We start from the raw sequence: 15,056 nt of genomic DNA on the forward strand, positions 1-15,056 counted from the left end.
AATTCGAAGAGTAATTGACTTGGGGGTTGCCGAGGGGCGGTGCCGACCGTGCCGACGGTCTGAGGGGGTGTGCGTGTGCGCTGCGTCGGGAGTGCGAGGACTGGAACGTGGTCGGCGAAGCGCTCCGGGCGCCGCGGCGACGGCATTCACCGGAGCACGCCGCGCCTACCTGTCGCCGTAGTTGTAGAGCGTCTCGTTCACCGGTTCGACGGAAGTCGCTGAGGTTGTCGCAACCGTGGTCACGGTCAGGGTCGCGACCACTGCGAGGGCCGCGCCGACGGCACACGCGACCAGGATTCTGACCACTGCGCTTCTCCTTCCTCGACGCGTCACGTCGTTGAGGATGTGCGGGTATGGAGCAAGAGTAGAATCGAATTCGGCACTTGACTAGAGCTGTACCCGCACCGTTATCGCTGCTCCGGCCCTATCTGCCGCCTCACATGCCTCATACGCTGTAGTGATGTACTAATCGGTAACTTTCAGGAGTAGGAGCAGCGGACCGTCGTGGACCGCCGTGAAACCGGTGTGCGCGAAACCGAGGCTGCTCCCCTCGGGCACATTGGTCCGGTCGACGAGCACGTAGCGCACCCCTTCCGCGGCCAGCCGCTGTGCTAGGTCCGGCGTGTCCCGCGGGAGTCCGTCGTCCCCCATCAGCGGAGCGATCCGCTGGGCACGCGGGTCCTCCCCGGCGACCACGCGGAGCTGTTCCCCGTCCCGCACCCGCAGCGCGTCGTTCCACACCACGGGACGGTCGACCATCTTGATCGCCGGGTCCAGCACCACTGTCGCTGCATCCTTTCCCGTGGGAAAACCCCGGTAGGCGCTCCACGGCAAAGACAGCAGCGCCCCCTCGTGGGGGTCCTCGTTGACCAGCCGCTGCACCGTCACCCACTCGTGGGGGTAGTCGACCGGACGCAGCGTCCCCCACGCGCCCCACGCCAGTCCGGGAAGCAGCACCACCGGGGCAAGCAGCGCGCACCCCGCGAGGAGACGCGTCGCTGCCCGGGAACCTCGCGCTGTCCCCCGCCCACCGGACTGCCCCCACCACTGCACGGCGCCAGCCAGTCCCACGGCCTGCAGCAGAGCGAGCGGTGCCAGGTAGAGGTGCCCGTCGCGCAGCGGACCGAACCCCGGCCACAGGTCGATGAGTGCGCGCAGCACCCCTCTCCCCGCTTCCACGGTGCCTGCCAGGGCGACCAGCAGGCCCGCCGCTGCGGCCGCGGTCAATCCAGCCTGGAACCCTGGCTGGGGGCCGCGCCGCAGCAGCCATCCCCACCCGGTTAGCGCCACCAGGGACAGCACCAGCCGCCCCACCGCGCCCACCGGCTCGGCGAAACCGGGGGGCACGGCCCGGGCATTCCAGATCCCGCCCAAGCTGAGCAGGGAGGCCACCGTGCCGAGCGGAGTATCGGCGCGGACCGCGAACACGTCCACCGCTGCGGGATCCGTCGTTGCGGCGCTGGCCAAGGCAGGCACCAGCCACGGCAGTGCCGCCACCGCCAGGCAGCCGAGCACCGCGGCACTGGCGGCGATTGCCCGCCGCCACGGCCGCAGTAGGGCGATGGGCAGGGCCACCAGCGCGGACAGTACCGCAGACGAGAACCCGCCGATGGCGGCCGGCACCAGCGCGGCCCCCACGCGGGGCAGGTCGCGGGGTCCGCGGTACCGGGCTGCCGCGGCCACCACCCACGGAAGTCCGGCATAGCCCAGCAGCAGCGCCCACTGCCCCAGCAGCAGCCGCTCGGCGAGGAACGGGTTCCACACGTAGGCGAGAGCTGCCGCACTGCGCGCCGCCAGCCCGGGCCCCGGCACGAGCCGGGCCGCACCGGCGGCGCCGAGGACGAACACGGTGAGCAGCAGCAGTGTCTGCACCACATCGCCGGGAAGCACCATGCCCAGGAGGGCTGCGACGGCGTCGCTGGGCACTGCCCGGGGGAAACCGTCCCCCCAGCCCAGGGCCGCAGGGGAGAGCGGGGCGTTGGGGACGAACACCATGTCGTAGCGGAGCACGTAGCCCGGTCCCAGGGCGGGTCCCAGTACCGCTGCTCCGGCGGCCAGTCCGATCCCTGCCGGCCCCCACCGGTGCAGGAAGCAGGAGAATGCTGCGCGCCGCTGGCGGGGGGACGGCCGGGCAGGGTCAGTCGCTGGCACGGTAGACGATCCGTTCCGAGAAGCCGCCGGCGAGGTAGTCCCGGTGAGCGCGGACCGCGAACTCGTGGCCTTCGTGGCCCGGGCCGAGCTCCACCTGCGTAGCGTCGTGCACGACGGCTACGGTCTCCCAACCCGTGTCAGCGCTCACTTCCGCGGAGTCGGCGGGTGCACACTGGTCGCCCGCTGCACCGGAGCATTTCAGCTGGCGGCGCCACACCGCGTAGTGCGTGGCGCCGGGAGCAGCCTCCCAGGTGAGCACCCCGGCAACGATGCGGAGCCCTTCGGGGGCGGGCGGCGGGTCGTCGTCCAGTTCCAGTTGCACGGACGCAGAGAGCGGCCCCGGATCGTCGCCTTTGAGCGCCCGCACCGCGAACTCGTAGACGGCGCCCGCGAACAGGCCGGTGACCTCGTAGGTTTCGGTCTCCTCCGCGGTTGCGGCGACCACGCCGAGACTGGTCTGCTCATCCGGATCGGGGGACACCCTGCGCTGGAACACCTCGTAATGTGTCGCCCCTTCGACGTCCTCCCAGTACACGTGGACCCCTTCAGCGGTCCGTTCTGCGCGGACGTCCTCGGGAGCGGCGGTGGGCCCCACCGTCACCTCCGGCAGGGGGCGCGGGTAGGGAGCTCCCAGGTTGAGGGGGCGGGCCAGCGCGTCCGCGAACGCGGCGGCGATCTTCAGTTCGCCGCGCGTGTTGGGGTGGACGGCGTCCCAGTTGTCGTCCGCGGGCGCGTAGTCGGCGGCCGTGCGGGCGACGACGACCGGGGAGTTCGCGGTGGTGAGCTGCTCAGCCAGGGTCGGCAGAGCAGTGTTGTAGCTGTGGATGACCGTGTTGGCCGCCCGGTCGTTCTCGGTACCCCACACCGGGGGGATCTCGCCGAGCACGATGCGGATGTCGCCTTTGGCGAGCCGGGCGGCAGCAACGATGCCGCGGGTCCGGTCGAGCACTTCGGCTGTGCTGGCACCGCGCACGATGTCGTTGACGCCGACGAGGAGGAGCAGGTAGTGCGGGTCGGCGTCGACGACTTCCCGGCCGATGCGTTCCGCGACTTCCGCCGCGGTGGCTCCCCACACGCCCGCGTGGTCGGTGTCGAAATCAGCGGCATAGCGGTGGTCGCCGGGGCGGTCGGCGACCGGGTCGAACAGGTCGTTGCGCGGTCCCACGAAGTCCACGGCGACTCCGGCATGTTCGGTGAGGTGCTCCCACAGCCAGTAGCGCCAGGTGTAGTCCCCGGTACTGCCTTGGACGCGGGAATCGCCGCACACCATGATCCGGACCGGGTCCCCGGGCGGGGACCATTCCGTGGGCGGGGCGGGTCTGGGGGGTGCGGGACCGTCCACCCGGAAACCGCCGAGGGTGGTCTGGAGGACGAGCATAGTGAAGGCCATCGCGGCCATGGTGATGGCGAGCAGGCCGGACACGGGAGGGCGTGCCCACAGCCACCGGCGGCGCCTCCCGGTCTCCTCGGCCCCTTCCGCGGGGGGCGGGGTGTCTGTCTGCTCCACAGCGGACAGCCTAGGATGTGGTGCTCACCCCGGGCTATGCCGTACGCAACTGCCGTACCAGTGGTGGGGTTGGACACCGCACCGGGCACGGGGGTCCCTGGGGGCGGCGTCCTGCTGCGACTCTGCGCCGTCCGGGTGTCCCGTGCCGCTGGACGGGGGTAGCGGGGTCTCCCCTCCCCGGGTTACCCTCGGGTAACCTGCTGGCGCTCTCCCCCCGTCCAGAAAGGTCGTCCACGTGACCGGTCTGATCGCCGCCTTGGTTTCCGCCATGGTCTACGGTGTCGGCCTGACCGTGGAGCAGCGCGCCCTACACCGGTCGGAACCCATCGGCATCCGCCGCCCGCTGCACCTGGCGCGCGTCCTGTTCGGCAACCCCCGGTGGCTCGCCGGATGCGTGCTGGCGGCACTGGGCAGCGTCGGACTCATCGTCTCCCTGGGACTTGCCCCGGTCTCCGTGGTCCAGCCGACCTTTGCCGGGGGGATCTCGCTCACCCTGCTGCTGCTGTCCCTAGCCCAGCAGCAGCGGATCAGCCGGGGAGAGCTGGCCGCCCTTGGCATCATGCCGGTCGCCCTCCTCCTGCTGGCCCTGTCCCTGGGACCGCGCGATGCCGCGGCAGGAACCGTCCCGCACCTTCCTCTCCTGCTCACGGTCAGCGGGGTCACTCTCGCGGTCTGCGCGGCAGGGGTGGCCCTTGTCGGCGGCGGCCGGGCGTCCGCGGCTCTCATGGGCGGCGCTGCCGGACTCGCGCAGGGGGTGGCGGGACTGCACGGCAAGGGAATCGGCGGTCTCCTCGCCGACCACGGGCTCTTCGCCGCACTCGTGCCGGTCCTACTCTCCCCGTTCCCCTACCTGTACGCGCTGGGGTGGGCGGTGGGTATTGCGCTCTTCCAAACTTCGATGCAGCGCTCCCGCGCCTCCATCACCGCCCCGGCGGCGAATGTGGTGGGCAACGTCTTCACGGTCGTGGCCGGCACCGTGATCTTCGCCGAGCCCTTGCCGACCGAACCGCTTCCCCTGGTGCTGCGCGCCCTGGGTTTCCTGCTCACCCTCACCGTGGTGGCACTGGTCCACCGGGCTTCCGGCGAGGCGGAAGCGGAAGCCGGTCGGCTGCGCGCCGCGGCCCAGCCGACCGGCTGAGCCCGTCTTACACGGCGACGGCCAAGGCCTGGCGGAGCGACGGAGCTGCGACTTCCGCCCACGCGTCGACCACGCTGAGCGGTTCGGCGAGTTCCGAAGTGGCCAGGACCAGGCCGGGTTCGGCCACCCACGCGCCCAGGTCGGACAGGAGGACCCGCAGGTCGCTTTCGATGTTGTAGCCGTTGCGCAGGTCGTCCACCACCGCCAGCGGCAGCGCGATGACGTGGGCGAGGCCCAGCTCCGGCAGCCGGTCGAGGAACACCTTGAGCAGCCCGGTATAGCTGCCGTGGATTTGGGGGGTGGCCACGATCAGTACGTCGGTTGCGGCGATCGTGGCGAGCGCGTCGGCGACGCCGTCCGTCGCTTCTTCAGCGAGCAGCGCCGGACCCAACGCGGCAAGGTCGATGACGTCGATGCAGGCAGGGACACCGGTGTGCGCGGCGATAGCGTCAGCGGTGTGGACAGCGGTGGCACGAAGGGCGGAACGGGTCTCGAGTGCAGCGACGAGCACAGTGAAGCGAGTCATAGTGATCTCCAGGTGACACGACGGCCTCAAGCCGCGGGACGTAGCGCGAGGGAATCGTCGAGACGGGGAAGGCGGCAGAAGAGGGTTCCCAGGCACGGCGAACACGCACGTTCCTGACCGCTGGGATCAATGGATCTGGACCGGGGGCTCGAACGCGTGCGAGGAAACCGCGAGGACAGCAGGGGACAGAAACCCCGAAAGAAAAACGCTAGCGACGACAGAGTGCGCTCGCCTGCTGTCGCAGATCGACGTGCAGACGCTGAACGAGCAGCTCACCGGCAGACATGTACACCATCATGAAACGGACTCCAGGATGGCGTCAATGCGTGATGGACAGTTTTGTCAGAGTTAGCGGGTGAGGAAGGACACAGGGGGTCGGGCAGTGCGCACATTGACTAACGCACGGATCGTCACCTCGCAGGGGTGGACCGCAGGGTGGCTGCGCGTCGACGGTCCACGTATTGCCGAGGTCGGCGCGGGAATCGCCCCCTATCCCGCAGCAGAATCCGTGGACTTGGGCGGCCGCCTCCTCGTCCCCGGCTGGGTGGACATCCACGTCCACGGCGGCGGGGGCGCTTCCTTTGACGACGGCGACCCCGAGCGCGCCCTGGCCGCCGTCGACCTGCACCGTCGGCACGGGACGACCAGCCTGGTCGCGGGACTGGTGACCGCTTCCCCCGCAGCTCTGCTGCGCCAGGTGGCCGCGCTGGCCGAACTGTGCGAGGCGGGTGAGCTCGCCGGCATCCACTTGGAAGGCCCCTACCTGGCCACACAGCGGTGCGGGGCGCACGATCCGGCCCTGCTGCGCTCCCCAGACCTCGCCGAGTTCCAGCGGATCCTCCGCGCAGGCCGCGGCCACGTCCGGATGATCACACTCGCCCCCGAGCTGCCCGGCGCGCTCGAACTGGTGCGTGCAGCTGTTTCCGAAGGCGTCGTGGCCGCGGTCGGGCACACCGACGCCGACTATGCCACGGTGTGCGCCGCGTTCGACGCGGGGGCGACGGTGGCCACCCACCTGTTCAACCAGATGCGGCCCCTCCACCACCGGGATCCCGGGCCCGTGGCCGCGGCGCTCACCGACGACCGGGTGACCGTGGAGGTCATCAACGACGGGGTCCACCTCCATCCCGCGGTGGTGCGCATGGCCTGGGCTGCGGCCGGAGCCGACCGCACCGCTTTCGTCACCGATGCCATGGCAGCGGCCGGGCTGGGCGACGGGGACTACACCTTGGGCGGGCGCCGTGTCCGGGTCGCAGACGGCACAGCCCGCCTGGCGGACACGGGGGCGATCGCGGGCAGCACGATCACTTTGGCCGATGCTGTCCGTCGGGCAGTGCGTGACCTGGGCATTCCGCTGGCCGCGGCGGTACGCGCAGCCAGCACGGTTCCCGCTGCCGCCCTGCGCCTCGCTGACGTGGGGGCTCTCCTGCCGGGACGCTACGCCGACCTCGTCGTGCTGGAGCCGGATGGGACGCTCCACGCCGTCTACCACCGGGGCCGCCCCGTCACCGGAGTTCCGGCCAGCCGGGGCCAGCGCTGAGCCTGTTCCGCTCCGCTCCCCTGCGGTTCTGCGTCCGGTACGGAGGACGGGATCGGGCGGCCTGGGCGAGGGCGGGGGCGCCTGTCAGCGCGCTCTGGCCTACGGCAGGTGCCCTCGGGGTCTGCCCCGGTCCCGGCCATGCCGACTATGCCCCGGCAGTGCTCCCGCAACGGATATGTTGAGACACCCCACGGCGTGTCATCATTACGTTGCGTGACCAAAGACGGTTTGACCTTCACAATACGTGAAAGTCAACTGGAGTTTCCTCTATCTAGGAGGACACCGTCATGGTTCACCCCACACATCCCACCCGCCCCGTCACCCCGGCGGCGATACTCACCCAATCCCTGCAGCGCAAACGGCTGGCCCGCCTCGCTGAAGCAGTCTCCTCACACGGGATCTGGGCGCGCGTCATCGACGACGGCCGCCCGTTCCTTCGGGTGAGCAACCCGCAGTCCGAGTTCGCCGTGGAAGACATCACCTGCGAACGCCGGGGGCAGGGCTACGTCTTCGTGACCTCGTTCGGCATGTACCTCGGCGACTGCGACGACCGCAGCCTGCGCCCGAGTGTGGAGCGGACCGCGCGCCTGCTCGGCGTGGAACTGTCCAACTGAGGACCGCACGCACCGGACGCCATGCTCCCCAGCACACAAAAAACTGCGGCGGCCGGTGCATTTCTGCACCGGCCGCCGCAGCAGCGACGCGTGGAGGTGGCGGGAATCGAACCCGCGTCCTTCGATGCTGCAGCAGGGCTTCTCCGGGCGCAGTCTGCTCAGCGTTCTCCTCGGCCCCGGCGCTCACGCAGACAAGTCGCCGACAGGCCCAGCCACAGAGCATGTCCCAGTCAGATCCTGTGGCCTGATCTGACCGGCAAGTCTCCTCAACGATGCCGGACACTGGGTCGGAGACGCTCCCAGGCCGACAGAGTCACTCTCGATTAAGCAGCGAGAGCGAACTCAGTGCGCTTAGAGTTGGCACTTATTTTTTTCGCGGTCGCATTTTTAACGAGGCTGCGTCCGCTCTCCTCGGCCCGCTTCCCCTACAACAACCATCGAAGTCGAAACCGATCACCCCCTGTGCAGTTGTCAACGGGCTTCGAGCCCGCACTCAGGACTCACGCAGCGTCCTCGTTTTCTTAGGCTACTGGTTCAACACACCAGGTGCCAACCACATTCCCGGGACGCACGCAACTGCCTCGAAAACTGGAGAAACCCCCGCGGGCGCGGACGAGATCCGTCGACGCTGCCCGCGAGGGCCGGCCGGTAGGGTCACACCGACCTCGGTGGACAGGGCCTCCCCCGAGACGAGGTCCTGTCCCAGACTGGCCGCGACCCCCCATTCGCAGACCAGTCACCTATGAAGACGCCTCAGACGGCGTCCCAGGTTGCCTCCTCAGGAGAAAATTCGGGAGAAACCCCTCAAACCACCGCCCGTCCGTCGCTGCCCGAGCACGGCACGCAGTGCAGGCTCACGGGAGACCGGGCGGGGCCGTGCGGTCGCGGCCACCGCAGCCGTCACCCCTGACGGCCCGCCGTGCCAGCGGGAGCCCGCAACCGGGTCACGCACTCCCCTCGAGCTGGGAGTCCGCCTCGGCAGCGGAAACGTAGCTGGCGGGCAGCAGCTGCAGGAACGACAGGGCAGAGTTCACCGCGAACTGGTAGGTGTGCGAGGGAGCGGCCTCCACCACCACCGCGAAAGCGACGTGGCCCCGGTAGCCGACAAACCACTGGATGGTCTTCTCCTCACCGTCGATTTCCTGGGTGACCATCCCCGTCTGGCCGTGCACCGGGTTCACGTAGTCGATGTTGAGCACGGAGGCACTGCCCTGCTCCACGGGGGCGCGCATCAGCTCGCGGAGCGGCTCCAGCACCGCGGGGTCAACCGGAATGCTGTCCACTTCCGGCTCCACCCCGTCGATCAGCCGCGGCGCGTGCCACTGCCCGCCCGCAACCGCAGCCGCCACGAGAGCCATCCCCAGCGGGCTGACCGTGATCCCGTCCGCCCCCACTGTGGCAGCGGCAACCTGCTCCTGGCCTCCCTGCACGGTGAACTCCCCGGAAAACGCGGGGACCGGCAACTGCCACGGCTGGCCGATACCGAACCGCTCCGCGCTCTCCGCCAGGTCCGCGGCGCTCAACGAGCTCGACAGCCCCACAAACGCTGTCGTGCAGCTGTAGGCGAAGTTCGTCCGCAGGTCCGGGGTCCCCAGCAGGCTGCCGCCGTTGGGGTTCGTGAAAGTCCGGCTGCCCACTTCCGCCTGCTGCTCGCAGGCCATCGTGGTGTCCAGAGTGGCTTTGCCCCCGCTCAGCAGTGCTGCGGCCGAGACGATCGTGAACGTCTCGCCCGGGTAGTACTGCCTGGTCAGCGCACCGTCGTTGGACGGCTCGTCGGGCTGTCCCGCCGCGGCGAGGATCTCCCCGGAACGCGCATCCACCGCTACCAGGTAGGCGGTGCCGTTGATCGTAGCCAGCGACGTCTCCGCCGCCTCCTGCACCGCGTGGTCGAGGGTGGTGGTCAGCGAACCGCTCTCCTCCCCCGTCCACGTCTCCAGCACCCCCGTCTCCTCGCCCGAGGAGCTGAGCGTGACGACCCGGGTCGTCGCCGTACCGGCGAGCTGCTGCTGGAAACTGCTCTGCAAGCCGTTGAGCCCCACCGTGTCCCCCGCCTGGTACGGGCCCGAAACACGGTTGGCGACCTTGTGCTCCGCGGTTCCCGCGACCTCGCCGACCACGCCCGCGGCCCGGATCGGCAGGAGAGGCATCGTCCCCTCCTCGACCTCCACGCCGGGAATCGCGGTGGCCTTCGCGAGCAGGGAGCTGGACACGTCCTGGGTGCGTTTGAGGACGAGCGGCTGGAACTCCTCCGGAGGCGCAGACCGGACCCGGTTGAGCAGCGGCTCAGGATCCTCGTCGAGCAGCTCCGCCAGGCTGTTGATCCCCTCGGTCATGTCCGCCATCGCGGCGGGACGCACCCCGAACGCGGTGACTTCGGTCTCCTCGACGAGGGGTTCGCCGTTGCGGTCGTAGATCTGGCCGCGGTCTGGGACATCGTAGGTGACCGCGAGCCGCTCCCCCTCCCCCAGCTCCGGGTGGATCACCGCAGGCGACCAGTCGATCACCCAGCCCGAGTCCGTGCGCGTCAACGGGATCGTCCCCGTGTAGCGCCACACCGGATCGCCGATACCGAGGTCGGCCTCGGCCCCGAAACCGGCCGTCGCCGTGTCCCCGTCCATCTCGATCGGGCGAAGGCTCAACCGCAGCGCCGCCAGGTCAAGCTGGTTGTGCGCTTGACGGAGCGCCTCAGCGACCTCGGCGACGTCACCGTTGGTGACCTGTGCTGCGGCCTCGTAGTCGCCTTCCTGCCAGTTCAGCAGAAAGCTACGGACGGCGACCTCAGGGCTTGGCTCCGCCGCGCAGGCCGCAGTGGCCGTGACCAGAAGGGCGCCCGTGGTCGCGGCAAGGAATCGACGGAGGCTGTTTCGGGGGGGCAACCTGCTGTCCTTTCAACGCCGCCGACGCAGAGCTCTTTCCATTTCGCGCTTAGCCTCGCGTTCGGCGATGTCGTGGCGTTTGTCGTACTCGCGCTTGCCTCGGGCCAGAGCGATCTCGACCTTGGCCCGGCCGTTCCGGAAGTAGAGCGACAGCGGGACCAGCGTGCGGCCCGCCTCGCGGGTCTTCGCGTCCAGCTTCGCGATCTCCTCCCGGTGCAACAGGAGCTTACGCGGGCGACGCGGAGCGTGGTTCGTCCACGTCCCCATCGTGTACTCGGGGATGTGCACGTTGTGCAGCCAGACCTCGCCGTTCTTGATCTGGGCGAAACCGTCGACCAGGGAGGCACGGCCGGCACGCAGCGACTTCACCTCGGTACCGGTCAGCACCAGACCGGCCTCATAGGTGTCTTCGATGTGGTAGTCGTGCCGGGCGCGCCGGTTCTGCGCGATGGTCTTCGGTCCCTGCCCCTTGTCCTGTTTTTTCTTCCGTGCCATGTGTGCTCGCTCCTCGCCAGGCTGGCCGCCTCATCAGAGCCTCAGACGCGCAGGTACCGCCGCAGCGTCAGGAAAGAGGCGATCGCACAGAGCAGCACACCCAGGATGATGGACATTCCGATAACGGAGAGCAGTGCCCCCGTGCTGAGCCGGACTCCGGAGTAGAACCAGTCCTGGATCTTGTCCAGCAGGACATACCTGGCTGCGACGATGAAGCCTGAAGCGATGATACCGCCGATGAGACCGCAGATCGCGCCCTCGAGAAGGAACGGGAGCTGGATGTAGAAGTTGGAGGCTCCCACCAGGCGCATGATTCCGGTCTCCCGGCGGCGGCTGTAGGCCGACAGGCGGATCGTGTTGCCGATCAGCAGCGCGGCAGCGGCGAGCTGGACGATAGCGAAGGTCAGTGCCGCCCACTTGAGGACGTCGAACAGTTCGAAGAACCGGTCGAGCACGTCTTTGTCGTTGGAGACCATGTCGACGCCGGCCCGGTTCCGGAAGCTCTCCTGGACCTTCTCGTACTGCGAGGGGTCGACCAGTTGGACCCGGAAGTTGTCGGGGATGTCGCCTTCCTGCGTGGCTTCGACGAGGGCCTGCTGGTTGGCGAAGCGGTTCTGGAAGTCCTCCCACGCCTGGGCCTGGTCGACGTACTCGACACTGGCGACCTCGGGCATGGATTCCAGGTCCGCTTGGATCGCGGCGCGGTCCTCATCGGTCGCGGGCCCGTTCTCGACGCAGTGGCTGCTGGGTGAGCTCTCGGTGCACAGGTAGATCGTGATCGAAATCCGCTGGTCCCAATACCCGCGCATTGCGCTGACTTGCTGGTTGATCAGCATGCCAGCACCGAAGAGGGCCAGCGAAATGGCGACCGTGGTGATGACCGCGATGGTCATCGTCAGGTTGCGCCGTAGGCCGATCCAGATCTCAGAGAGTACGAACTGTGCGCGCATGATGTGTCAAAGGTCCATCCTTGTTGGGCTCCGCGCCACTGGGTAGGCGTACCACGAGAGCCGCTGGGCGGGGTTCCGCTGAAGGCTCCACGAGCCCGGGATTCACGAAAAGCGGGACCTAGTACGCCTGGCCGTAGACGCCACGCGACTGGTCACGGATGACCTCGCCGTCCTCGAGCTCAATGACCCGCTTGCGCATCGAGTCGACGATGGCAGCGTCATGGGTGGCCATGACGACAGTAGTTCCGGTCCGGTTGATTCGGTCGAGCACCTTCATAATGCCGATCGAGGTCGCAGGGTCGATGTTCCCTGTCGGCTCGTCGGCGAGAAGGATCTGCGGACGGTTGACGAATGCCCGAGCAATCGCCACTCGCTGCTGTTCACCACCGGAGAGTTCGCTGGGCATGCGGTCGCCCTTGCCTTCGAGGCCGACCAGTTCGACGACCTCGGGGACAACCTTGCGGATGAACCGACGCGGCTTTCCGATGACCTCCAACGCGAACGCCACGTTCTCGTAGACGTTCTTGTTGGGCAGCAGCCGGAAGTCCTGGAATACGCAGCCGATGCGACGCCGCAGGTGCGGAACCTTCCAGTTCGACAGCCGTGAGAGGTCCTTACCCGCGACGTGGACCCGACCTTTGGTCGGTTTCTCCTCTTTGAGGATGAGACGGAGGAACGTGGACTTACCCGATCCCGAAGGGCCGACGAGGAAGACGAACTCCCCCTTCTGAACGTCGATGGAAACGTTGTTCAGCGCGGGACGTTTCTGGGTCGGGTAGACCTTGGTGACGTTTTCAAACTGGATCACGGGCGCATCACAAGGGTCTCGAAGTTAGGGCCCACAGCGGTGGGTCCGCTCAAGGCAGTACCGCGGCCACAGGGCCAGACGACAGTCTAGGGGGAAAGCGACCCGGAATGTCCGGGTTCACTTTGAACCGCGGAACGTGCGGCGCCGCTGTTCGCTCCCCGGCACCGACAGTGTCTTCCCTTCCCGGGCCTCACAGCGGACTCGGGAGTAACACTAGTCAGCTACCAAGAGCATAGAGGGATCGTCAAGCGGTGATAACGTTCACATATACACGACTTTCCGAGCCGCGGCGGGCGTTTCCGCGAATCCGCCGCGGCTCTGCTCGTGCACCGGCGGCACAGTTATCCCGCTTTCTTCTGCTCGTCCCTCTCCCGGCTCCGCAGCCAGCGGATCCCAGCGTTGATGAACTCGTCGATCTCTCCGTCGAGGACAGCGCTGGTGTTCCCGGTCTCCACCCCGGTGCGGATGTCTTTGACGCTCTGGTAGGGGTGGAGCACGTAGTTGCGCATCTGGGTTCCCCACGCCCGCGCGGACTCACCGCGGAGCGCGGCGAGCTCGGCCTCCTCCTCCTGGCGTTTGCGTTCCAGCAGCTTGGCCTGGAGGATCGACATCGCGGTAGCGCGGTTTTGCAACTGGGAGCGTTCGTTCTGGCAGGAGACCACGATCCCGGTCGGCAGGTGGGTGATCCGCACCGCCGAGTCGGTGGTGTTGACGCCCTGGCCGCCGGGCCCTGAAGAGCGGTACACGTCGATCCGCAGTTCGCTTTCGTCAATCTCAATGTGGTCGCTCTGCTCGACGACCGGGACCACATCGACTCCGGCGAACGAGGTCTGACGGCGGCTCTGGTTGTCGAACGGCGAGATCCGCACCAGGCGGTGCGTACCGTGCTCGCCGCGCAGCATGCCGTAGGCGTAGGGCGCCTTGACCACGAACGTCGTGGACTTGATGCCGGCTTCCTCAGCGTAGGAGGTCTCGTAGATCTCCGTCGGGTAGCCGTGGCGCTCCGCCCAGCGGAGGTACATCCGCTGCAGCATCTGCGTCCAGTCTGCCGCGTCGACCCCACCCGCCTGAGCGTTGATGCTGATCAGTGCTTCACGCTCGTCGTAGGGGCCCGATAGCAGGGTGCGCACCTCAAGATCGCTGATGTCCTTGCGCAGCGCGGCCAGCTCCCTGCGGGCCTCGGCAAGGGTTTCGGCGTCGTTCTCTGCCGCCGCGAGCTCGAAGAGCACACCGAGGTCATCGATCCGGCTGCGGATGTTCTCGACCTTGGAGACTTCCGACTCCAAAAAGGAGAGCCGCCGCGTGACCTTCTGCGCATTGGCCTGGTCGTTCCACAGCTCGGGATCGGCTGACTGCTCCCGCAGCTGCTCAATTTCCGTGCGCTTGGCGTCGAGGTCCAGTACGGCCTCGATGTTCTCCAGCGTGGATGTGAGTTCCTTGATCTGCTCTGCGGGGTCTAGTTCTGCCACACTGCCAAGTCTAAACGGCGCCCGCTGCCTTCTCGCCCACTCAGTTTTCTTCTGCCCGGGAAACGCACAGCAGCGTCACAGCCCGTGGTGGACGCGGAGCTGTTCCACTTTCCGGCACACCTCGGCGACCTCGGGGTGGTCGCGTTCGGCTTCGCCCAGCCCGCGCAGTCTGGCCACGGCAAGGACCGCATCGGAGATGCGGCCGAGCCGCAACTGGGCTTCGATCGCTGTCACGAGCGGCAGCGGCCCGTGCGACGCTTTCCAGTGGGAGAGCACGAGGGAGATGCACTCCGTGTCGTGCCCTTGGGCGGCCAGGGCGCGGGCGGCCCGCCGCAGCGGCTCGCCGTGGCGGGCTCCCCGGGTGCAGGCGGCAGTGAACAGTTCCAGGGCCGAGTCCAGTTCGCCCCGGTGCAGGGCGCGCTCGCCCAGCATCAGCGTGGCGCGCCAACTGCGCGGTGCCTGCTCGGCAAGCCACGCGTCGGCCTGCTCGGCTCCGTGCTGCCTGGCGTGGTACCGCCACCCCCACACAAGGGCTTCCCGGTGGTCGGGGTCGCAGCGCAGCGCGTTCGCCAGCGCGGTGGCGACGTCCCTGGTGCTGCCCCGGCGCTCCGCCAGCGGGACGAGGGCGAACCATGTGTCGGCGTGCCCGCCGCGGCCTTTGATGTGCCGGATGAGTTCCCGTTCGGCTTCGTCGTGCCGGCCGCAGGCGCGCAGTGCCAGCGCGTAGAGCACCATGCCCCGGTCCAGGTCGGGGTCGAGTTCCCGCACCCGCTGCGCGGCGGGCAGCACTTCGGGGCCGAACCCTTCGTGGAGTGCGCTGCGGACGAGGTCCCGGAGGCGGTCGACATCGTTCCAGACGTGGTCGACGGCTTCGAGCAGCGCGTCGACGCTCGGGCGTTCGGTGTTCGGCTGCACACCGCCATGACACCAACTCCGGGCTGGCAGCGCCAACCCCCGCAGCGTGCGGGCCGGGGCCGCTGCT

Annotated in this window: 13 protein-coding genes and 1 other RNA gene; 3 read left to right on the top strand and 11 right to left on the bottom strand. The window is 68.5% G+C overall.

Annotation, left to right across the window (positions count from 1 at the left end; all coding sequences use genetic code 11):
* Window positions 1-165: 165 nt before the first annotated feature.
* The 3 genes from CW348_RS11610 to CW348_RS11620 all read right to left on the bottom strand — a co-directional run bounded on the left by CW348_RS11610 (window position 166) and on the right by CW348_RS11620 (window position 3,658).
* Entirely contained in the window at window positions 166-306 is a 141-nt protein-coding gene (locus tag CW348_RS11610) for a hypothetical protein (RefSeq protein WP_016189157.1), read from the bottom strand.
* Between the two features lie 159 nt (window positions 307-465).
* On the bottom strand, window positions 466-2,151 hold the full coding sequence (locus CW348_RS11615) for a hypothetical protein (protein WP_011292892.1): 1,686 nt from the start codon (window positions 2,149-2,151) through the stop codon (window positions 466-468).
* Window positions 2,138-3,658, bottom strand: a complete 1,521-nt coding sequence (locus CW348_RS11620) for a GDSL-type esterase/lipase family protein (protein WP_011292893.1) — start codon at window positions 3,656-3,658, stop codon at window positions 2,138-2,140. The genes CW348_RS11615 and CW348_RS11620 overlap by 14 nt, the downstream gene beginning before the upstream one ends.
* Before the next feature lie 235 nt (window positions 3,659-3,893).
* Here CW348_RS11620 and CW348_RS11625 point away from each other — a divergent pair, with 235 nt between their 5' ends.
* Window positions 3,894-4,796: a hypothetical protein gene (locus CW348_RS11625; protein WP_011292894.1), complete on the top strand. Its 903-nt coding sequence runs from the start codon at window positions 3,894-3,896 to the stop codon at window positions 4,794-4,796.
* Between the two features lie 7 nt (window positions 4,797-4,803).
* On the opposite strand, the gene CW348_RS11630 is transcribed toward CW348_RS11625, so the two are convergent.
* On the bottom strand, window positions 4,804-5,322 hold the full coding sequence (locus CW348_RS11630) for an NADPH-dependent FMN reductase (protein ID WP_011292895.1): 519 nt from the start codon (window positions 5,320-5,322) through the stop codon (window positions 4,804-4,806).
* A 382-nt stretch (window positions 5,323-5,704) separates the two neighbouring features.
* Between CW348_RS11630 and nagA the strand changes: the two genes are divergently transcribed.
* Together nagA and CW348_RS11640 are read left to right on the top strand one after the other, a co-directional pair.
* Entirely contained in the window at window positions 5,705-6,862 is a 1,158-nt protein-coding gene (nagA, locus tag CW348_RS11635; RefSeq protein ID WP_011292896.1) for an N-acetylglucosamine-6-phosphate deacetylase, read from the top strand.
* A gap of 287 nt (window positions 6,863-7,149) precedes the next feature.
* Window positions 7,150-7,476 carry a hypothetical protein gene (locus CW348_RS11640; RefSeq protein WP_011292897.1) on the top strand — a complete coding sequence of 109 codons (327 nt, stop codon included), beginning with the start codon at window positions 7,150-7,152 and terminating at the stop codon, window positions 7,474-7,476.
* Window positions 7,477-7,564: 88 nt separating this feature from the next.
* Here CW348_RS11640 and ssrA read toward each other — a convergent pair.
* From ssrA to CW348_RS11675, 7 genes are all read right to left on the bottom strand, one after another.
* Window positions 7,565-7,937: a transfer-messenger RNA gene (gene ssrA, locus CW348_RS11645) on the bottom strand.
* Window positions 7,938-8,420: 483 nt separating this feature from the next.
* Entirely contained in the window at window positions 8,421-10,352 is a 1,932-nt protein-coding gene (locus CW348_RS11650; protein WP_011292898.1) for a penicillin-binding transpeptidase domain-containing protein, read from the bottom strand.
* 12 nt (window positions 10,353-10,364) lie between these two features.
* Entirely contained in the window at window positions 10,365-10,847 is a 483-nt protein-coding gene (gene smpB, locus CW348_RS11655; RefSeq protein WP_011292899.1) for an SsrA-binding protein SmpB, read from the bottom strand.
* Window positions 10,848-10,888: 41 nt separating this feature from the next.
* A complete protein-coding gene (gene ftsX / locus CW348_RS11660; RefSeq protein WP_011292900.1) occupies window positions 10,889-11,797 on the bottom strand; it encodes a permease-like cell division protein FtsX in 909 nt (302 codons plus the stop codon).
* 118 nt (window positions 11,798-11,915) lie between these two features.
* A complete protein-coding gene (ftsE, locus tag CW348_RS11665) occupies window positions 11,916-12,605 on the bottom strand; it encodes a cell division ATP-binding protein FtsE (protein ID WP_011292901.1) in 690 nt (229 codons plus the stop codon).
* 341 nt (window positions 12,606-12,946) lie between these two features.
* Entirely contained in the window at window positions 12,947-14,074 is a 1,128-nt protein-coding gene (gene prfB, locus CW348_RS11670) for a peptide chain release factor 2 (protein ID WP_011292902.1), read from the bottom strand.
* 75 nt (window positions 14,075-14,149) lie between these two features.
* Window positions 14,150-14,989: a lipopolysaccharide assembly protein LapB gene (locus CW348_RS11675; RefSeq protein WP_011292903.1), complete on the bottom strand. Its 840-nt coding sequence runs from the start codon at window positions 14,987-14,989 to the stop codon at window positions 14,150-14,152.
* Window positions 14,990-15,056 lie beyond the last annotated feature (67 nt).

Source organism: Thermobifida sp. (genome assembly GCF_017577275.1).
Classification (GTDB): Bacteria; Actinomycetota; Actinomycetes; order Streptosporangiales; family Streptosporangiaceae; genus Thermobifida; species Thermobifida fusca.

Bases quoted from the DNA above. Each gene is read 5' to 3' on its own strand.
- CW348_RS11630 (WP_011292895.1), bottom strand. From the start codon at position 5,322: ATGACTCGCTTCACTGTGCTCGTCGCTGCACTCGAGACCCGTTCCGCC.
- CW348_RS11640 (WP_011292897.1), top strand. From the start codon at position 7,150: ATGGTTCACCCCACACATCCCACCCGCCCCGTCACCCCGGCGGCGATA.
- smpB (WP_011292899.1), bottom strand. From the start codon at position 10,847: ATGGCACGGAAGAAAAAACAGGACAAGGGGCAGGGACCGAAGACCATC.
- ftsX (WP_011292900.1), bottom strand. From the start codon at position 11,797: ATGCGCGCACAGTTCGTACTCTCTGAGATCTGGATCGGCCTACGGCGC.